Genomic DNA, 19,975 nt, shown 5'->3' on the forward strand with positions numbered 1-19,975 from the left:
TATCAAGATGTGGAAAGGTAAAAAAAACTTCCCTGCCGCCGTCCTCCTCCTGTCGTTCCTGTGGTCCGCGGCTCAGGCGGCGCCGTCCCCGCAGGACGCGGCCCTCGACGACATGATCGCGATCCGGGAGCGGGAGCGGGAGAGCCTGAGCAGGAAGATCGAACACTACAACGAGCTTGCCCTGAGCAAAATGAAGGAGTCCCGAAGCATCCTGGGGCGCCTCATGAACCTTCGCCGCAGCGCGCTGGAGTCCCAGGCCCGCATGGATTTTCTGGAGAAGGAAAGCGGCAGGCTGCAGGGCTCCATGGCTCAGCTGAACCTGAGCATCGCGGAGACCAGCAACCTCCTGGCGGACCTCCTCATCAAGCTGCGAACGAGGATCGTGGACATGTACAAGTACAGCTCCCAGGAGAGGCTGGACGTGCTCCTGGCGACGCGGAGCACCCACGAGGCTCTGATCATGGCCTACATGCTGCGGCGTTTGGCCAATCAGGATCAGAAGGTCGTCGAGACCCTTGCCAGGAAGGCGGACGAGCTTGAACAGTCCAGGGAAAAGCTGGAGAAGAGCCGGGCGCAGGTCCAGCGCCAGCAGACGGAGTTGAAGAAGAAGCGCGACGAGTTCGCCGCGACGATCCAGCGGACCAACGTGCTCCTGAAGAACGTTCAGGGAGAGCAGAAAAAGGCGAAGGCGGCGGCTCAGGAGCTCATGAGCGCACAGCAGGCGATAGGGGACAAGATCATCGCCCTGATGCAGGAGAAGGGGGCGCGGGGGCGACGGGAGGAGAGAGCTCCCGCACCTTCTCCAGCTCCACCCGCCTCTCCGGGGGCGCCCGCGCCACAGAAACCGCAACGACAGCCCCAACAGTACACCTACCTCGCGAACGGGGCGGTGCTGGAATGGCCGCTCCAGGGGCCCATCGCCATGGCCTTCGGGTCCAGGGTACACCCCGTCTTTAAGACGAAGGTGTTCAATTCCGGGATCGACATCCGGGCCGCCTCAGGGGCCCCCGTGAGGGCTGCAGGGCCGGGGGAGGTGTTGTTCACCGGCTGGATCCGGGGGTTCGGCCAGGTGGTCATCGTCGATCACGGTCGTGGGCTCTCCACGGTTTACGCCCACCTCGCCTCTGTCTCGGTCACTGAAGGGGACGCGGTCAAGACGGGGAGCCTTCTGGGGAAGGTGGGAAACAGCGGGGCCAACACGGATTACGGGCTGCACTTCGAGGTGCGCCGCAGCGGCAGGGCGGAGGACCCGCTGCGCTATCTGAGGCGGTTTTAACCCGCCTCCCTTGCGCGGGCACGCCCTGCGTCCGGGAAGCCGCCAAGGGGCCGGACTGTAATATTTTGCGCGGCTGCGGTATACTTCTGGGGCGCGCCGTTTCGCGCACGTTTATTGAGGATGGTGTTTGTAAGATGAAGCAGAAGATCGGCAGGTCGTGGGTGAACGCTGCGGGGTTTCTCCTGGCCCTTTTGGTCGCCGGCGCCTTCGCGGCAGGACACGCCGGGGCCGCAGACGTCTCGGATCTGGACAAGCTCTCGCCGTTCAGCGTTCGATCCCTGTGGCTTCTCCGACAGGCCAGGGCGATCATCGAAACGTATCAGGTGGACGCGGAGGAGAAGCCGACCTCCGAGGAGGACCTCCTTCAGGGGGCCATGAAGGGCATGGTGGAGGCCTGGAAGGACCCCTATACGCGCTACGTCTCCCCGGGCCAGCTGAAGGACGAGGAAATCGAGATGGAAGGGCGCTACGGCGGCCTTGGAATGTACATCGGGACCCGCGACGGACAGATCCTGGTCATCAGCCCCATGGAGGACTCGCCGGCGGAGCGCGTCGGCCTCAAGACGAAGGACCAGATCGTGAAGGTGGACGACGAGGTCGTCATCGGCTGGACGTCGGAGCAGGTGGTGCAGCGCCTGCGCGGCGCGCCCGACACGAAGGTTACGCTCTGGGTGCGGCGCGAGGGAGAGGACGAGCTCCTGAAGTTCGACGTGACCCGCGAGATCATCAAGCTCAAGAGCGTGCGCTATCAGATGCTCTCGGACGACGTGGGCTACCTGCGGCTCACTCAGTTCAAGCAGAAGACGGACGAGGAGGCGCGGAACGCCCTGCGGGACATCCTGCGGCAGGGGGCGAAGGGGCTGATCCTGGACCTGCGCAACAACGGCGGCGGCCTCCTGGATGCCTCGGTGAAGATCGTCAGCATGTTCGTGAAGGGCGGCCTGGTGGTGGAGACGCGGGGGCGCGCCGAACGGGCCAACGAGAAGTACTTCGCCGACGAGGCGCTCTTCCTCACCGACATGCCCATGGCGGTTTTGATCAACGGCGGAAGCGCCAGCGCCTCGGAGATCGTTGCCGGGGCCCTGACGGACAGGAAACGGGCCGTGCTGGTGGGGGAGAAGAGCTTTGGGAAGGGGTCGGTGCAGACGCTCTTTCCCCTGACGGACGGTTCGGGCCTCTACGTGACGATCGCGCGGTACTACACGCCGTCAGGGCGCGTGATCGATCACGTGGGGCTTACGCCGGAGGTCGAGGTCAGCGGAGACCTGAATCGGGACGTGATGAAGGACGCACAGCTCCAGAGGGCGGCGGCCGAGGTCAAAAAACGGCTCCAGCCGCCGTCCGGGCCGGAGAGGCAAAAGAAGTAGCACGGGACGTCCCCGTCGGGGGCAGGGGGGAAGCGACCTTCCTCCCTGCGAGGCCCCCGTTCGGACGTTTTGAGGAGGCAGTGCTGAATAATTATGAAGAATAACGTAGATCTGCTCGTCGGCGCCCAGTGGGGCGATGAGGGCAAGGGGAAGGTCGTCGATCTCCTTGGGGCGGACGTGGACATCTTCGTCCGCTATCAGGGCGGCGCGAACGCGGGGCACACGGTGATTGCAGACGGCGAGAAGGTGGTCTTTCACCTCCTGCCGTCGGGGATGCTCTATCCGGGAAAGCTCTGCATCCTGGGCAACGGCCTTGTGATCGATCCGGAGCAGTTCTTGAAGGAGATCGCGAACCTCAGCGAGAAGCAGCAGGACAGGGCCCGTCTGGCCATCAGCCCCCGCGCCCATGTCGTGATGCCCTACCACAAGATACTGGATCAGGCTCAGGAGAAGGCCCGTGGCAAGGGGCGCAGGATCGGCACGACGGGACGCGGGATCGGCCCGTGCTACGTGGACAAGTACTCGCGCTGCGGCCTCCGGATCGAGGACCTGCTGGACGCGGACGTCCTTCGCGATCGCCTGACGCCGCTGCTTGAGGAAAAAAACCAGATACTGACGCGTCTCTACGGCGAAAAACCCCTTCCCTTCGACGAGGTCTACGAACCCGCGCGCCAATGGGGCAAGACGCTGGCGCCCTACGTGGACGACGTCGCCGTGCTGCTCCGCAGGGCGGTGGACGACGGCCAGCACGTCCTCCTGGAGGGGGCGCAGGCGGCCCTCCTGGATATCGACCACGGCACCTATCCCTACGTCACGAGTTCCTCCACCTCCGCGGCCGGCGCCTTCACGGGGACGGGGCTCTCCCCGCACGACCTGAATCGCGTGATCGCGGTGACGAAGGCCTACACGACGCGCGTGGGGGAGGGGCCCCTGCCCACGGAGGACCTGACGGAGGCGGGGGAGACCCTGCGCAGGAACGGCGGAGAGTTCGGCGCCACCACCGGCAGGCCACGCCGCTGCGGCTGGCTCGACCTGGTGGGGCTGAAGTACTCCATGGCCCTGAACGGCGCGGACACCATCGCCCTGACGAAGCTGGACGTGCTGACCGGAATAGGGCCCATCAAGGTCTGTGTCGCCTACGAGTACGAGGGAGAGCGGCTGGACCGCTTTCCGGTCAGCACGCGGGTGCTCGAGGCGGTCAAACCCATCTACGAAACCCTGCCCGGCTGGTCTGACGACATCGCCCGGTGCCGGACCATCGACTCCCTTCCTCAGGCGGCCCAGGACTACGTGCGCTACATCGAGAAGGAGCTGAACGTCCCCGTTGGCCTGATCGCGGTGGGGGCGGACCGCGACCAGGCGATCAACTGCGGGCTCCTGCGAGACTGACGCAGATAGGCTCTAAGGAGGCGGGAGGGCGTGTACGTCCCGGAAATTCGTTTTTGCGGGCCTCGCGACCTGCCTGCCCTCATCGCACTGAACGCCATGTCCCGATCCCCCTGGCCCGAGTCGATCGTCGAGGGGGACCTGCGGGAGGGCTCGGAGGCTGAGATCAGTTACCTCGGCGCCTTCTCGACCGCCCCGTCCCGGGAGCTTTTGGGGTACGCCGTGTTGGGACGGGAGGGGCGTGCGGGGCTTTTGATGTCCCTCCTCGTCCACCCGGACTTTCGCCGGCTCGGCATAGGGGTTCAGCTTCTGGCCGCCGTGGGGGACTGCGCCCTGTACCTGAACCTGGGGCGGCTCCGTCTGCGCGTCAGGAGGTCCAACGAGGCGGCCCTGTCGCTCTACGAGGGGATGTCCTTTCGCAGGGAAACGACGTGCCCCGGCTACTACTCCGACGGAGAGGACGCGATCGTGATGAGCGCGCCGCTTCCCCTGGCGGTGCGGAAGGGCTGAGGACAGCGGCGGCCTTCGGGGTCTTTTGCGGAAGGGAGCGTTGATGATGAAGGTTTACATCCCCTTCAGCGACGGGTCCTCCGTCGCCTTTGACGGGACGGGGTTCACGCTGCAGGAGCGCCCCAGGGTCATGGACGAGGCCCTCAGCGCCTCCCCCGCCAGCAAGGCGGCGGAGGTGTGGACGCGAGATTGGGGCGCGGTGGTTCGCGCCCTCGAATCCGCCTGGACCCGCCAGCGCGACCTCCGGCGGCGGGATCGGATGCGGCAGGTCTACTCCATCCGTCGGGTGCACGAGTGACCCCGATGGCTTAGATACCTCTCCTGCCCCTGCGGGAGCGGCACGACGAAGGGGAGCGCCTCGAGGCGCTCCCCTCGCTTTTGTCCGCCGGACGGGGACCCGCGGCGTTATCCCTTCGGCGTGTGGATGCCTCGGGCGAAGACGTTCCCCGCGGCCTCCGCCACGGCCTCCGCCACGGTGGGGTGTGCGTGGATCGTGTTCAGAAGGTCCTCAGGCGTCGCCTTGAAGTGGAGCGCCAGGGCCCCCTCCGCGATCATGTCCGTCGCCGGGCCGCCCACCATCTCGACGCCCAGGATCTGCCGCGTCTCGTCGTCTGCGATGATCTTGATGACGCCGCTGGTGTCCCCCGTGATCATGCTCTTGCCGTTCAGCATCAGCGGGAAACTGCCCACCTTGACCTTGAGGCCGCGCTTCGCCGCGTCCTTTTCCGAAAGTCCCACGGTCGCGATCTCAGGCGACGTGTAGATGGCGCCCGGCGTCGTCGTGTAGTCCATGTCCACCGCGTGCCCCATGACGTTCTCCACAGCCACCTCACCCTCGCGGGAGGCCACGTGGGCCAGCATGTAGGCGTTCACGCAGTCGCCGATGGCATAGATCCCCTTGACGTTGGTCTCCATGTGGGCGTCCGTCACGATGCGCCCCCGCTTCATCTCGATGCCCAGGGCTTCGAGGCCAAGGCCCTCCGTGTAGGGCTTGCGGCCCTTGGCCACCAGGAGCTTCTCCGCTTCCAGCTCCGCCTGGCCCTCCGGCGTCGTGAGCTCGATCTTGAGCCCCTCTCCGGACCGGGTGACCCTGGTGATGCTGGCCCCCGTGCGGAAGCTCACCCCGCGCTTCTCCAGGTTCTTCCGCAGGATGAGGGCGATGTCCGTGTCCAGGTTCCGCAGGATCTCCGGCGAGGTGACGGCGACCGTGACCTTGGTCCCGAAGGCGGCGTAGGCTGCGGCGAACTCCATGCCGATGATGCCGCCCCCGGAGACGACCATGGAGGCCGGGGGAGCGGGCAGCGAGAGGGCTTCGTCGCTGGTGATGACCCCTTCGAGGTCGTACCCCGGTACATCCGGGACGTCAGGCACGGACCCCGTGGCGATCACGATGGCGTCGGCCTGGATGGCCCTGCCGTTCACTTCGACGGTGTGGGGGTCCCTGATGGCGGCGGCGCCCTCGATGTACTCGATGCCGTTGCCCTGCACGAGGCTCAGCGTCCCCTTCACGAGGCGGGAGACGGTCAGCGTCTTTCGCTTCATCAGCGCGTCCCAGTCCAGCCGCGTCCCCTCCACGAGCACCCCGATGCGCTTTGCCTCGGACTTCAATTCCGTGAGGAGCTCCGCCGTGTGCAGCAGCACCTTGGTCGGGATACAGCCCACGTTGAGGCAGGTGCCCCCGATGGTCTTCTTCTCGATCAGGGTGACCGAGGCGCCGAGGTGCGCCGCGTGAATGGCGGCCACGTATCCCCCCGGGCCGGCCCCAATGATGACGATGCGCTTTGAACTCATGTTGACCTCTCCTTTGCTGGAATTTGTTGGAACGTGCCGCCCCGTTGGCTTCCACCGCCGGGGCGGGCGGGGTTAGTCGATCCCGTATTCCTTCAGCAGCTGCTGGTAGCGCTTCTCCACCTCGTCCGCCGGGCTTGGGTCGTGGCGGTAGGGGGCCGGGGCCGTCGGGGTGGGGATCACGGACGGGTTGACCGGGGAGACGGGCTGCTGGGGCGTCGTGTGCTCCTCCAGCGACTCCTCCGCGCTGTCCAGGTAGGCTTCGTCCTGCTCGATCAGGAAGAGCCGCGGCCCTCGCGGGTCCTCGTCCGCCGCCTCGTAGCTTCCGCCGTGGTAGGGGCACTTGGCCGTGGGCGCCTTGCCGCTAGGAAAGTAGAGGGGGACCGCCGGACAGCCCCCCGCAGCCAGGTAGCCGCTGTTCCTGCAGATGGAGACCCTCGTGACCTCCGCCCAGTCGGGGGCGTTGGCGAAGCTCGATGGGGTCCCCTGCTCCTTGACCGCATAGGCCATGAAGGTCTGCCAGGCGGGGGCGGCCATCGTGCCGCCGAAGCCCTTGCGCCCCATGGAGGTGTGGTCGTCGTTGCCGACGTAGACCGCCGTCGTCAGGCCCGGCGTCCCCCCCACGAACCAGGCGTCGATGAAATCGTTGGACGTCCCCGTCTTGCCGAAGGTATCCACGTTCGGGACGCGCGCCCTGGTGCCCGTTCCCGCGCGGACCACGTCCTGGAGCATGGAGCGGATCGTGTAGGCGGTGGACGGGCGCATGGCCTGCGACAGCTGGGGGGTGCGCGTCTCGAGGACGTTGCCCTCGTTGTCGCGGATCTCGCGGATCGTCAGGGGCGTCACCCGCTTGCCCCCGTTGTTGAAGCAGTTGAAGGCCACGGCCATCTCAAGCGGCGTCAGGCTGGCGGCGCCCAGGGCCACGGACAGGTCGCTCGGCAGGTGTCTGGTCTCGATCCCCGCGCTGCGCGCCATCTTCACGACGCTTTCCGTTCCGATGTAGGCGGCCACGCGGACGGCCACCGTGTTGAAGGAGCTGGAGAGGGCCTTTTGCAGCGTCACCTCCCCCGCGTACTTGCCGCTCGAGTTCTTGGGCGACCAGCCGCGCCCGCTTCCGCCGCGCCCCCCGAAGGTGATCGGGGCGTCCATGAAGTGATCGCTCGGCATGATGTCCTCCTCCAGCGCGGCGGCGTAGACGATGGGCTTGAAGCTTGAGCCGGGCTGACGAAAGGCCTGCGTCGCACGGTTGAACTTGCTGGTCTTGAAGTCCTTGCCGCCCACCAGGGCCAGGACCTCCCCCGTGTCGGCCGCGAGGCAGACGAGGGCCCCCATGGTGGGCAGGGAGTTGACGGCCTCCCGTGCCTTGTTCTGAAGGTCGAGGTCCAGCGTCGTGTAGATGTGCATCCCGCCGCTGTAGACCTCGTCCTTGCCGTACTTCGGCAGGAGGTCGTTGAAGAGCAGGTGGGAGACGAAGTAGGGGGCCAGGTTGAACTCCTCGATGCGGTTGGGTTTCCTGGCGAACTTCAGCTCCTCGGCGTAGGCCTGCTGGCGCTGTTCCGCGCTGATCCATCCAAGGAGCTCCATCCGGCTCAGGACGTAATTCTGGCGCGCCTTTGCGTTGGTGAGGTTGCTCAGGGGATTGTACCGCCCCGGGTTGGCGATGAGCCCCGCCAGGATGCTGGACTGCGCGATGTCCAGCTCCGAGGCGGACTTCCCGAAGTAGGTGCGCGCTGCGATCTCCGCTCCCCAGGCGCCGCGGCCGAAGTTGATGGTGTTCAGGTAGAGCTCCAGCAGCTTGTCCTTGGAGAAGAGCTTTTCCATGCGCATGGCGATGATGATCTCCTTCGCCTTGCGCGTGACGCTCTTCTCGTGGGAGAGAAAGAGGTTCCGCGCCAGCTGCTGGGTGATCGTGCTGGCGCCCTGCACCTTGCCGTGCTCCACGAGGTCGATCCAGAGGGCCCGCAGGATGGAGCCGATGCGGATGCCTCCGTGCTGATAGAAGGCGGAGTCCTCCGCGGCCAGCACGGCCTTCACGAGCCACGGGGAGACCTGGTGCAGCTCGAGGGGGGTGCGGTTCTCGATGAACAGGCGCGCGATGACCTTGTTGTTGCGGTCGTAGAGGATGGAGGCCACGCTGCTTTTGGGGTTGGCCACCTCCACCATGCTGGGGAGGTCCGACGATATCTTCACGATGTACCACGCCACCCCTGCGCTGACGACCCCGATGCCGACGAGGAGGAGCAGGAGCAGCGTCATGAAGAGGAGCTTCAGGATCGAAAAAGGCGACCTCTTCTTTTTTTTCTTCTTTTTGGGGGGCTGAGGGGCGGCCCGGCCGTAGAGGATGTCCTCCGCCCGGCGTCGGTCGCCGTCGCGGTAGGACCCGTAGCGGGATCCCTCGAATGCGTTCTTCATCGGTACACGGTCCTCCTGCCTGAATCTTCGACGGTTCTCCCCCGTGGAGACACTGCGGGGCCGTCTTCGAGTTATTATCTCATTTTCAGGCCCGTTGTGCACAGGAAAATAACGTGGTTTGAGGCGGCTGGGAAAGCGCCGCGCGGGGCCGCGCGCATTGGCGGGAGGGCGCAGCGTTCCGAAAGGGGGGCGAGGTGCGCTATAATTGAGACGGCAGCCCGCCGCCGCGCCCTCGATGGCCCGGCGTTTCCGTCGAGGAAGGGCCGCCCTGGGGAGGCGTTTCTCTTGCGGATGCGCGATGCGGACAAGGTGACGACATTCATAGAGCGATGGATGAAGGAGCAGGCGGCCGGGGCCGGAGCGCGGGGGATCGTGGTGGGCCTTTCGGGCGGGGTCGATTCCGCCGTGGCGGCCGCCCTGGGGCGCCGGGCCTTCGGACGGGACATGCTGGCCATCATCATGCCCTGCCACAGCCTTCCCGGCGACGAGGCGGACGCCCTTCTCGTGGCCGGGGCGCTCGACATCCCCCACAGGACGGTGGAGCTCACCGCCGCCTACGATGCGCTGGTCCTGGGGATGAAGGCGGCGGGCGTGGAGCCGACGGACCTGGCGGGAGCGAACCTCAAGGCGCGGCTGCGCATGAGCACGCTCTACGCAGCGGCTCAGACGCTGTCCCTGCTCGTCTGCGGGACCAGCAACCGCTCGGAGTACGAGACGGGGTACTTCACGAAGTTCGGGGACTCGGCGGCGGACCTGCTGCCCCTGGCGGACCTCCTGAAGTGCGAGGTGCGCGCCGCGGCCCGCGTCCTGGGCGTCCCGGAGCGCATCGTCGCCAAGGCCCCCAGCGCCGGCTTCTGGGAGGGGCAGACGGACGAGGGGGACATGGGCTTCACCTACGACGACCTGGACCGCTACCTGAGCGACGGGACGGCGCGGGACGGACCCTTCCGGGAGCGCGTCGAGGCCATGAGGCGCAGGAGCGGGCACAAGCGCCTGCCGGTCCCCATCTGCGTGCCGCGCGTCTGAGGCGCTGCGGCCCGAACCGACGCCCTGGGACTGGATATACGGCAGGTTATAAGATAAAATTTAAACCTTAAATGAGGAACCGGCCCCCTTCGGAGCCAGGGACTGGGCTTGAGTTTGGTGAAATTCTTTCGATGAGGTGATCTTTTTGTCAGGGCATTCCAAGTGGGCGAACATCAAGCACCGCAAGGCGGCGCAGGACGCCAAGCGCGGCAACCTTTTTCAGAAGCTGGTGCGGGCGATCATCATCGCGGCGAAGGAGGGCGGCGGTGACCCCGGCATGAACATGCGGCTCAAGACGGCGATCGAGCGGGCCAAGGCCGTCAGCGTCCCGCAGGACAACATCACCCGCGCCATCAAGAGGGGCACGGGCGAGTTGGGCGATGTGACCTACGAGGAGCTGCTCTACGAGGCCTACGGGCCCAGTGGCATCGCGGTTCTCGTCTCCGTGCTGACGGACAACCGGAACCGCACGACGCCCGAAATCCGCGCGCTCCTGACCCGCAACGGCGGGCAGATGGGCGAGTCCGGCAGCGTCGCCTGGATGTTCGACCGCCGGGGCGTCGTTGAGGTGAAGGGCGAGGGGCTGGACGAGGATGCCCTGATGACCTGCGGCCTGGACGCCGGCATGACGGACATGGAGCCGTCGGGGGAGGGGTACACGCTCTACTGCGAGCCCCCGGAGCTGGACGCACTCCAGGCGGCCCTTGAGAAGGCGGGCTACGTCGTGGAGAACGCGGAAGTCTCCATGCTCGCCAAGACGCCCGTCGAGGTGTCGGAGGTGGAGGCCGCGCGCAAGGCAGCGCGCCTGATCGACGTCCTGGAGGAGCACGACGACGTCCAGAACGTCTACTCGAACCTCGACATCCCGGACGAGGTCGCCGCTCAGCTGGACGCGGAGTGATGGCGCCGTCGGGCGAGAGGGTCTGTCTCGGCGTGGACCCCGGCCTGGCGCGGGTGGGGTACGGCGCCGTCGCCCGGAGCGGCTCACGCTTTCGAGCGCTGGAGTACGGGTGCATTGAGACCAGCCCAAAGCTGTCCTTCATGCAGCGCATCCTGCAGATCTATGCCAAGTTGGGGGAACAGCTTGAACGCTGCGCCCCCGCTTTTATGTCCGTGGAGCGCCTCTTCTTCGGCCACAACGCCACAACGGCGGAGTTCGTCTGGCAGGCGCGGGGCGTGGTGATGCTCCTGGCGGCCCAGCGGGGCCTGGCGGTCGTCGAGCCGAAGCCGAACCAGATCAAGCTGGCCGTCTGCGGCACGGGGGGGGCGGACAAGCGGCAGGTCCAGCGGATGACCCAGCGCTTCCTGGGGCTAGACCGGGTCCCTTCGCCGGACGACACGGCGGACGCCCTGGCGGCCGCCATCACCGGCTTTGCGCTCATGAGGGACGAAGAGCTGAGGGCGGCCGGGGCATGAGGGCGAAGGGCCGGAGGCCGTGGGCCGGACGCGCCCAGAGGACCGGGCCGTGATCCGGTCGCTGACGGGCGTCGTCCTCGGCGTGTCGGAGACGTCGGTCCTGCTGGACGTGAACGGGCTCGGCTTCGACCTCCTCTGCACGCGGGCCGCTGCTGCGCTGTGTTCTGTGGGGCAGCGGGTGAGGCTCACGACCTACCTCCAGATATCCGAGGCCGGCGCGGCGCTCTACGGCTTTGCCTCGGAGCGCGAACGGGAGCTCTTTCTGAAGGTCGTGGCGATCAAGGGCGTCGGGGGCAGGACGGGGATGGCCATCCTCTCCGCACTCTCGGTGGACGAGGTGCTGCGGGCCGTCTCCCTGGCGGACGTCGCGGCCTTCACCCGCGCGCCGGGCGTTGGGAAGAAGACGGCGGAGCGGCTGTGCTTCGAGCTGCGCTCCCTCCTGCCCGACGGGCTGATCCAGTCCGCCGCCCAGGGCGAGGGCGTGCCGAGCCGGACCGCCGACACGGTGGCGGAGGCCCTCGTGGGGCTGGGCTTTACGCAGGCGGATGCAGCCTCCGTCCTGGCGCTGCTGCGCGCCGCTCAGGGGGAGGCCTTTGACGGGCTGGATGCGGAGACGCTCCTGAAGCTTGCCCTGAGAGAACTGCACAGAGGAGGCCGTTAGCGATGTCCGAGGACGCGAGAACCCCCATCGGGGCGGAGGACGAGGGGCGTTTTTTCTCCTCTCCGCGCGCTGCGGAGGACGCCACCGTCCGCCCGCGCGCTCTGGCGGACTTCATCGGTCAGGAGAGGGTGCGCGAGAAGCTGCGCATCTATATCGACGCGGCCCGGGGCCGGGGCGAGCCCCTGGATCACGTCCTCTTCTACGGCCCTCCCGGTCTGGGCAAGACCACGCTGGCGGAGATCATCGCCCAGGAGATGGGAGGGCAGCTTCGCAAGACGACGGGCCCGGCCCTGGAGCGGGCGGGGGACCTCGCCGCCATCGTCTCCAACCTCGAGGCCAACGACGTCCTCTTCATCGACGAGATCCACAGTATGCCGCGCCAGGTGGAGGAGATCCTCTACCCCGCCATGGAGGATTTTGAGCTGCACATCGTCGTCGGCAAGGGCCCCCTGGCCAAGACCATCGGCCTCGCCCTGCCGCGCTTCACGCTCTGCGGGGCCACCACGCGGCTGGGCCTTCTGACCTCGCCCCTGAGGGCGCGGTTCGGCATCGTGGAGCAGCTCTCGCTCTACACGGAGCAGGAGCTGGCCCGCATCGTCCTGCGGGCCGCCGGGGTGCTGGGCATACGCATCGCGGGGGATGCCGCGATCGAGATCGCCCGCCGGGCGCGGGGGACGCCGCGGGTGGTGCTGAAGCTCCTGCGGCGGGTCCGCGACGTGGCTTCCGTCAAAGGGACGGGAGAGATCGATGCGGACATCGCGGACCGGGCCATGAACATGCTGGACATCGACGCGGAGGGCATGGACGAGGGGGACCGCCAGATACTGAGAGCGGTCGTCGAGCGCTTTGACGGCGGCCCCGTAGGGCTGGGGACCATTGCGGCGGCCATCAATGAGGAACCTCAGACCATCGAGGATATCTACGAGCCCTACTTGATCCAGAAGGGGTTCCTTGAGAGGACGCCGCGAGGGCGGCGGGCCACGTCCAACGCCTACGCCTACCTTGGGTGTCCCATGAGGCGGCGGCCGGACGAGGAACTGCGCCTTCCCTTCGGGGCGGAACAGGAGGAGGACCAATGACCGGATACGCTGCGCGGGGAGGGGGCAGGGTGCCGCCAGGAATCCTGCGGCTGTGGGGCCTTCTGGCCCTGCTGCTTCTGGCGCCGCTTGCGACGGGGGCGGAGGCGCGGGATATCTACGTCCGCCTCTCCGCCGCGGGGAGCTACACCGTGGCCTCGGACGGGGCGATGACGCTGGTGGACGGCGGGGGCAAGGCCTATCCGCTGGGGAACCCCGCGGCCCTGCGAGTCTCCGGCGGACGCCTCCTGTCGGGGAAGACGGCCTTTGCGCTGCCGGTCCGGATCACCGGCGGCGGGCTCATGCGCTTCAACAACCGGCGTTATCGCGGCGCCTTCCTGATCACGAGCCGGGGCCTCCTGAACGTCCTGGACCTGGAGGACTACCTGCGGGGGGTGCTGCCCGCCGAGGTGGGGGCCTCCTGGCCCATGGAGGCGCTGAGGGTGCAGGCGATCATCTCCCGAACCTACGCGCTGCGGCAGAGCATGGCCCGCTCCAGCCGGGGCTATGACGTCACCGACACCGTCGCCGACCAGGTCTACAGGGGAGCGGGGGTTGAGACGGCCGCGACCAATCAGGCGGTGGCCAGCACGGAGCGCGAGATATTGACCTACGGAAGCGATCTGGCCTTCACGCCCTTCCACTCCGACAGCGGCGGACACACGGCGAACAACGCCGACGTCTGGGGAAGGGCCTTGCCCTACCTTGCCGGCGTCCCGGAGCCCGTCGCCTATGCCTCGCCCAACGCCTCCTGGTCGGTCAGGATACCGAGGGGCAGCATCGAGGCCGCCCTGGCGAGGATCAAGGCCGGCGTCGGGGCTCTCTCGGAGGTGCGGGTCGCCCGCGTCGATAAGGGGGGGCGGGCTACGGCGCTGACCTTCACCGGCAGCCGCGGGACGAGTTCGGTAAGGGCCAGCCAGTTTCGGACGGCCATAGGCCCGAACCTCCTGAAGAGCACCATGCTGACGTCAAGGGCGGGGACCCCGCCCGTCGCGCCGCAGCAGCAGCCAAAGACGCCTCAGGAAAGCCGCCCCGCGCCCGTGGACGGACGGCCGCTCCCCCCCGTCCCCACATCGAGGGACCCCATGACCTTCGCTCAGGAAAAGCGCCTGGCGCAGATGACGGCGGACGGCGTCTTCACGACGTCGGAGTTGGTGGACATGCTCTCCAACCCGAACAAGAAGAAGGGCTACTTCTACATCGGCCTCCAGCGGACGGGCGGCAGCGCGCCGGCCCCGCAGCCCGCGCGGAAGCCCGTGCCCGTCGTGCCCGCTGCGCCTGTCGCGCCTGTCACGGGGGCTGGCGGCTTTACCGTCGCGCGGGAGGGGGACGTCTTCGTCTTCTGCGGCAGGGGGTGGGGGCACGGCGTGGGGCTTTCCCAGTGGGGGAGCCTGACGCTGGCCAAGAACGGCTGGAAGGGCGAACGCATCCTGATGCACTACTATCCGGGGACGGAGGTCAAACGCTACCGATGATGATGACGATGGACTCCCACTCACAGCCGTCGGGCCCGGCCCCCGCGGATCGGACGCCGTCCCTTTCTCACGACGCACTGTTCAGCCTGGAAACCTACGACTATCCCCTCTCCGAGGACCGCATCGCCCAGGTCCCCGCGGACCCCAGGGACTCGTCGAGGCTCCTGGTCTGGGACGTGGCCTCAAATGAGGTGCGGCACCGCCGCTTTCGCGACGTCCTGGAGTTCTTGAGGCCGGAGGACCTGCTCGTGCTGAACGACACGCGGGTCCTTCCCGCGCGGCTCCTGGGCAGGCGCATCCCCGGGGGCGGAGCGGCGGAGGTCCTGCTCCTCAGCCCCGTGTCGCAGGACCTGTGCTGTTGGCGGGCCCTGGTCCGACCGGGCCGGCGGTTGAGGGCCGGGTCGGCGGTGGAGGTGGGGGGCCGCGCCCTCAGGATCGAAGCCTGCGAGGACGATGGGGTGCGGGTGGTACGCGTGGGGGAGGGGCGCCGGGACGTCTTGATCTTTCTCGACGCCTTCGGCCACGTGCCGCTCCCTCCCTACATTCACAGCGAGGGCGACTGGCGGGAGGCCTATCAGACGGTCTTCGCCCAGCGGGACGGCTCCGTGGCCGCCCCGACGGCCAGCCTGCACTTCACCCCCGGCCTCCTGGACGCCATCGACGCGATGGGCGTCCGTCGGGCCTGGGTGACGCTCCACGTGGGGCTGGGGACCTTCCGTCCGGTCAAGGCGGAGGACATTCGGGAACACGTCATCCACGAGGAGCCCTGCGAGGTTCCAGAGGCGACGGTGCGGGCCGTGCGCGAGTGCCGGCGGCGGGGAGGGCGCGTCATCGCCTCCGGGACCACCGTCGTGCGCACGCTGGAGTCCATGGCCGCCGGGGGCGGTGAGGTCCGTTCGGGGCTCATGGACACGGGGCTGTACATCTATCCGGGCTTCGAGTTTCAGGTGGTGGACGCCATGATCACGAACTTCCACCTTCCCAGGAGCTCCCTGCTGATGCTGGTCGCGGCCTTCGTCGCGAACCTGGGCGGCTTCGAGGGGCGGGAGGAGCGGGCGGTGGCCCGGCTGCTCTCCGTCTACGGAGCGGCGGCGGAGGCGGGATACCGCTTCTTTTCCTTCGGAGACGCCATGTTCATACAGCGCTGAGGCGCGGACGGACGGAGCGGGGATATTGGGGCGCAGCCCCAGGTTAAAATTCCAGGGAAGCGCTGAAGGACACCCGAATGCCCTTGAGCGATCGTTTTCAACGATTTTTTGAGCTCAATCAGAGCTTCCTCGAGTACAAGGTGTGAATGGACGATGAAGCGAGCGGTCAGGAAATTTCTCCCGGCGTTGGCGGTTCTCCTGCTGTGCGCCGGCGGTGCGGCCTTTTATTTCAAGGTCCCCGGTCCTCTCTGGGAAAGGCTTTTGCCCGTTCCGGAGGGGGAGCCCGTCACCGTCCTGGTGGCGCCGGGGACGAACGCGCGGCAGATCGCCCAGGCCTTCGAGGATCAGGGGGCCCTGGAGGGCAGCGCCGGGGAGCTGGCCCGATGGATGGTCCATTTCGGCCTGGACCGGCGGATGCAGCCCGGATACTACAAGGTGGTGCGCTCCGCCCCCTGGTATGTGGCGCGGCAGCTTCGGGAGGCGCGACCCTGCCTGCTGCGGATGACCCTCATCCCCGGCGCGGACGCTTACTCCCTGCGGGAGGCCCTCTCCCTCGACGTCGCGTCGGAGGGCGACGCGCTGCACCAGGCGGTCATGGACGACGCCAACTACCCTGAGGCGATGCGGGTGAAGCTGCCGGAGGACGAGCCCTCTCGGCTGGCCTTCCTCCAGCCGGAGAGCTACCTCGTGCTGGAGCGCACCCCGGCCGAACTCGTGCGGGCGGCCAGCGCCCAGTGGTGGAGGCGGCTTGGCGCTGCCGCAGCGAGGATGACGAAGCAGGAGCTGCACCGGGCGGCCGTCATCGCCTCCATGGTGGAGCGGGAGGTCCTTCACGACTCCGAGGCGCCCAGGGTGGCCGGCGTGATCCAGCGCAGGCTGAAGGACGGAATGCCGCTCCAGATCGACGCTACGGTCGTCTACGCTTGGAAGCTCCAGGGCCGTCGGCTCACCAGGGTGCTGCGGAGCGACCTGGGGGTCGATTCCCCCTACAACACCTATCGCGTTTCCGGGCTGCCGCCGGGGCCCATCTGCGTCCCCGGCACCGCCGCCTGGGACGCGGCCCTCAGTCCGGAGGACGGCGGGGACTACTACTACGTCGCGGGGAAGGACGGCTACCATTACTTTGCAAAGACCTATGCGGAGCACCTGCGCAACGTGGACAGGGCGCGCTCCGGGCTGTAGAAGGGAGGAAGCCAGGTGGCCTTGAATTACGATGCGGAACGGGAGGGCGGCCGCAGGGCGGCCTCGGCCAGAGGGAACTGGGGCGAGTTGATCGTCCTGTTCCTGATCGCCGTTGACGTCTACGTCATGGCCGCCCTCTTCAACAGCTCGTGGGTCGGGCAGTCGGGGGGGCGGCTCGGCGAGTACCTGCGCACGGTCTGGGGTGGCGCGGTGCTGATTCCTCTTTTGTTCCTGCTCTACCTGTGTTTTGCGCGGCTTGTCCGCTTCCGCATCCCCCGGCCCCTGGGGCAGGTCCTGGGGACGGCGCAGCTCTACGTCTCGCTGGCCTTCATGCTGGGCATCGCCCGACACGTGGGCTGGAACCCGGCGTGGAGCTTCTTCGAGCCGGGCGAGGTGGGGCGGGTGCTGGCACGCCTCTTCGTCCTGAACCTGGGGATGCTGGGCGCCCTTTTGGCGGCGGCGGCCTCATTCCTGCTGGCAGCCTTCTTCTTCGGCTCCCGGCTCCTGGCGCTGTTCGTGGCTTCCCTGCCCGTGGGAGCCCCGGAGGAGCCCCGTTCTGGCGAGGCGGACGCCGCCTCCGGCCGGGAGCAGCCTCCCTCGCCCTCCTTCCCGGCCCGGCAGGCCGCCGCCCGGTCCGAGGTTTACGCCGAGCAGGTAGGGAAGGTCCACCCCCTCCACGACGCCCTGCTCTCCGCGGAAGCGCAGGCGCCGGAGGACGGGGCGCGCCTGGTGCGTCACACCTCCCCCGGCGGCGTCCCCTTCGACCCCCTGACGCCGGTCACCCCGAACGGCCTTGCGGGCCAGGGCTTCGCGCCGGAACCTCTCCGGATGCCCCAGGGGCAGGGTGAGGACGCTCCGGCCCCTCCGGACGATTCCTCCTTCGTGCCCGCCGGGCCGAAGGAGGTCGAATCCCCGATTTCGACGCCCTCCCTGCAGCGGGGCGCGGACGTCCCCGGCGCGGAGCCGCCGGCGGTTGACGAAGCGTCGGAGGTTCCGGCGGAGCCGTCGGCCTTCGACCGGCCCCCTTCCGCAGCGCCGGATGGGGCTGAGCCCTCCCATGAGGCGCCCCACGGCGGCGTCTCGGAGGCGGCTCAGCCCAAAAGGACGACGGTGGAGATCCTGGACGACCTCCTTTCCTCTTTGGAGGCCGGGGCCTTCTCCGCGCGTCCGGACCTGCTGAAGCCCCTGGACGACGAGGTTCCGCCCCCTGCGGCCGAACCGCAGGAGGTGCCCCTTCAGCAAGGCGGCCCGGCGGGGACGCCGGAGGAGCCGGCCGCGTCCGCTGCACCGCAGACAGCGCCTCCAGCTCCGCCTCAGCCCCCACAGGACCCTGCGCCTCGGGCGGCGAGCGCCTCGGAGGGTACCGGGGGGGCTTCGGGGGCGCGGGACCGCGATACGGCGCAGGAGCACGACGGACGGGACACGGCCCTTCAGGCGGAGGTCCCGGAGGTGGTGTTGCCTGAGGAAGTCGAAGAGAGGCGCTCTCTGGAGGGGGTCTTTCCGCCGCAGCTGGACCTCTTCGGCCCCCCGGTGGAGGACGTGGCGGACCAGAAGGCCACGGCGGCGGCGGCGGCCCAGGGGGAGGTCATCGTCGAGACGCTGAAGAACTTCGGCATCACCGCCTCCATCGCCCACATCGTGATCGGTCCGTCGGTGGTCCAGTTTCAGATCGAATTGGCTCCCGGCACCAAGGTCAACAAGGTGGCGGGGCTGGCCAACGACCTGACGATGGCCCTGGCCGTCGTCTCCGTCCGGGTGGAGGCTCCCATCCTGGGGCAGCACTACGTGGGCATCGAGATCCCCAATTCAAAACGCCGGGGCATCCCCCTGCGGATGGCGATGGAGTCCCCGGAGTTCGCGGAGTGCCAGGCCGTGCTGCCGCTGCAGATGGGGATGCAGGTGGACTCCAGCTTCCTGGTCTGCGGGTTGGAGGACATGCCCCACCTGCTCGTGGCGGGGACCACGGGGTCGGGCAAGAGCGTGTTCGTCAACGCCTGCATCCTGGGGATGTGTTCGCGCCGCACGCCGGACGAGCTGAAGCTGATCCTGGTGGACCCGAAGCACGTGGAGTTCGCCATCTACGAGGGGCTGCCCCACCTCCTGGCCCGGCCCATCTCCGACTCACGCAAGGCCATCGACGCCCTGACCTGGGCCGTTCAGGAGATGGAGACCCGGACGGAGAACTTCGCGCGGGCACGGGTGCGCAGCCTGGCCCCCTACAACGAGAAGGTGCTGCCGAAAGACCGGTACCCGAACATCGTGGTGGTGGTGGACGAGTTGGCGGACCTCATGTACACCGCGGGCAAGGAGGTGGAGGGCCTCATCGCCCGCCTGGCCCAGAAGTCGCGGGCGGCGGGCATCCACCTGATCCTCGCCACCCAGCGCCCCTCGGTGGACGTGATCACGGGGCTGATCAAGGCGAACGTGCCTGCGCGAGTGGCCTTTGCCGTGCCGTCCCAGACGGACTCCCGCACCATCATCGACGCGGGGGGTGCGGACAAGCTGCTGGGCAAGGGGGACATGCTGTTCCGCAGCACGCGCTTCCCCCGTCCCCTCCGCCTTCAGTCGCCCTTCATCACGGAGGAGCGCACGCTGGACTTCGTGGAGTACATGAAGGGCGTGTTCGGCCTGCCGGACTACATCGAGTTCGCGGACAGCAACGGTGGCGGGGGCGGCGACGGCCGCGGCGGCAACGGCGCCGTGGACGACCCCAAGATGGAGGAGGCCATCCGCACGGTGATGGAGACGGGCATCACCTCCGCCAGCGGACTGCAGAGGCTCTTGAGCATCGGATACCCCAAGGCGGGCCGCCTCATCACCGCGATGGAGCAGCTGGGCATCGTGGGGCCGCAGACGCCCAACAGCACGAAGCCCCGGCAGATCCTGCTGGACGAGGAGAGCGCCTTCGAGGCGCTGGAGCGCGCCAGGACCGGGGGAATCTTCGACGAGGACTGATCGCGCCCACCGCTGCGGCCGAGGCCTTGTGATATAATGGAACGACCGGGGTTTTATGACCCCGCGACGGTTTGTGTTTCAACGGTTTTAATTTTTGGGGGGAGGTTTTTTCTATGGCTAAGGCGAAAGTGGATTCCGGTACGTGCGTTGGGTGCGAGTCCTGCGTTGGGGCGTGCCCCGTCTCCGCCATCTCGATGACGGACGGACACGCGCAGGTGGACGAGGGCAAGTGCGTCGAGTGCGGCAGCTGCGTCTCGACCTGCCCGGTCAGCGCCATCTCTCAGTAGCCTGTTTGAG

The 19,975-nt window shown here is 67.8% G+C and carries 17 protein-coding genes; 15 read left to right on the forward strand and 2 right to left on the reverse strand.

From position 1 onward, the window contains the following. Positions 1–7 precede the first annotated feature (7 nt). From ACK28C_RS09465 to ACK28C_RS09485, 5 genes are all read left to right on the forward strand, one after another. Positions 8–1,276, forward strand: coding sequence for a murein hydrolase activator EnvC family protein (locus ACK28C_RS09465; RefSeq protein WP_409152089.1), 1,269 nt, complete (start codon positions 8–10; stop codon positions 1,274–1,276). A gap of 134 nt (positions 1,277–1,410) precedes the next feature. Further along, positions 1,411–2,643: a S41 family peptidase gene (locus tag ACK28C_RS09470; RefSeq protein ID WP_015557091.1), complete on the forward strand. Its 1,233-nt coding sequence runs from the start codon at positions 1,411–1,413 to the stop codon at positions 2,641–2,643. 93 nt (positions 2,644–2,736) lie between these two features. Beyond that, positions 2,737–4,032 carry an adenylosuccinate synthase gene (locus ACK28C_RS09475; RefSeq protein ID WP_015557090.1) on the forward strand — a complete coding sequence of 432 codons (1,296 nt, stop codon included), beginning with the start codon at positions 2,737–2,739 and terminating at the stop codon, positions 4,030–4,032. Between the two features lie 30 nt (positions 4,033–4,062). Further along, positions 4,063–4,539: a GNAT family N-acetyltransferase gene (locus ACK28C_RS09480; RefSeq protein WP_208873830.1), complete on the forward strand. Its 477-nt coding sequence runs from the start codon at positions 4,063–4,065 to the stop codon at positions 4,537–4,539. A 43-nt stretch (positions 4,540–4,582) separates the two neighbouring features. Beyond that, the gene (locus ACK28C_RS09485; RefSeq protein ID WP_015557089.1) at positions 4,583–4,837 is read left to right on the forward strand and encodes a hypothetical protein; all 255 of its coding nucleotides are present in this window, start codon (positions 4,583–4,585) and stop codon (positions 4,835–4,837) included. A gap of 107 nt (positions 4,838–4,944) precedes the next feature. On the opposite strand, the gene lpdA is transcribed toward ACK28C_RS09485, so the two are convergent. Continuing rightward, positions 4,945–6,330 (reverse strand): dihydrolipoyl dehydrogenase, encoded by a 1,386-nt coding sequence (gene lpdA, locus ACK28C_RS09490; protein ID WP_015557088.1) that lies wholly within the window; start codon positions 6,328–6,330, stop codon positions 4,945–4,947. 72 nt (positions 6,331–6,402) lie between these two features. Further along, complete coding sequence (locus ACK28C_RS09495; protein ID WP_409152090.1) at positions 6,403–8,739, reverse strand: penicillin-binding protein 1A; 2,337 nt, start codon at positions 8,737–8,739, stop codon at positions 6,403–6,405. A gap of 291 nt (positions 8,740–9,030) precedes the next feature. On the opposite strand from ACK28C_RS09495, the gene nadE reads away from it, so the two are divergent. The 10 genes from nadE to ACK28C_RS09545 all read left to right on the forward strand — a co-directional run bounded on the left by nadE (position 9,031) and on the right by ACK28C_RS09545 (position 19,965). Then, complete coding sequence (gene nadE, locus ACK28C_RS09500) at positions 9,031–9,765, forward strand: NAD(+) synthase (protein ID WP_208873827.1); 735 nt, start codon at positions 9,031–9,033, stop codon at positions 9,763–9,765. 145 nt (positions 9,766–9,910) lie between these two features. Then, positions 9,911–10,666, forward strand: coding sequence for a YebC/PmpR family DNA-binding transcriptional regulator (locus ACK28C_RS09505; protein ID WP_208873826.1), 756 nt, complete (start codon positions 9,911–9,913; stop codon positions 10,664–10,666). Beyond that, the gene (ruvC, locus tag ACK28C_RS09510; RefSeq protein ID WP_015557087.1) at positions 10,666–11,181 is read left to right on the forward strand and encodes a crossover junction endodeoxyribonuclease RuvC; all 516 of its coding nucleotides are present in this window, start codon (positions 10,666–10,668) and stop codon (positions 11,179–11,181) included. Before ACK28C_RS09505 ends, ruvC begins: the two co-directional genes overlap by 1 nt. A 19-nt stretch (positions 11,182–11,200) precedes the next feature. Next, entirely contained in the window at positions 11,201–11,842 is a 642-nt protein-coding gene (gene ruvA / locus ACK28C_RS09515; protein WP_409152091.1) for a Holliday junction branch migration protein RuvA, read from the forward strand. Positions 11,843–11,844: 2 nt separating this feature from the next. Further along, positions 11,845–12,921, forward strand: a complete 1,077-nt coding sequence (ruvB, locus tag ACK28C_RS09520; protein ID WP_015557086.1) for a Holliday junction branch migration DNA helicase RuvB — start codon at positions 11,845–11,847, stop codon at positions 12,919–12,921. After that, positions 12,918–14,393: a SpoIID/LytB domain-containing protein gene (locus ACK28C_RS09525; protein ID WP_015557085.1), complete on the forward strand. Its 1,476-nt coding sequence runs from the start codon at positions 12,918–12,920 to the stop codon at positions 14,391–14,393. Before ruvB ends, ACK28C_RS09525 begins: the two co-directional genes overlap by 4 nt. Further along, on the forward strand, positions 14,390–15,541 hold the full coding sequence (queA, locus tag ACK28C_RS09530; RefSeq protein ID WP_409152092.1) for a tRNA preQ1(34) S-adenosylmethionine ribosyltransferase-isomerase QueA: 1,152 nt from the start codon (positions 14,390–14,392) through the stop codon (positions 15,539–15,541). The genes ACK28C_RS09525 and queA overlap by 4 nt, the downstream gene beginning before the upstream one ends. A gap of 153 nt (positions 15,542–15,694) precedes the next feature. Then, positions 15,695–16,723 carry an endolytic transglycosylase MltG gene (mltG, locus tag ACK28C_RS09535; protein ID WP_015557084.1) on the forward strand — a complete coding sequence of 343 codons (1,029 nt, stop codon included), beginning with the start codon at positions 15,695–15,697 and terminating at the stop codon, positions 16,721–16,723. 15 nt (positions 16,724–16,738) lie between these two features. Continuing rightward, entirely contained in the window at positions 16,739–19,678 is a 2,940-nt protein-coding gene (locus ACK28C_RS09540) for a DNA translocase FtsK (protein WP_243440679.1), read from the forward strand. A 113-nt stretch (positions 19,679–19,791) separates the two neighbouring features. Beyond that, positions 19,792–19,965: a DUF362 domain-containing protein gene (locus ACK28C_RS09545; RefSeq protein WP_015557083.1), complete on the forward strand. Its 174-nt coding sequence runs from the start codon at positions 19,792–19,794 to the stop codon at positions 19,963–19,965. Positions 19,966–19,975 lie beyond the last annotated feature (10 nt).

The sequence above is a fragment of the Fretibacterium fastidiosum genome, from assembly GCF_964642095.1.
GTDB lineage: Bacteria > Synergistota > Synergistia > Synergistales > Aminobacteriaceae > Fretibacterium > Fretibacterium fastidiosum.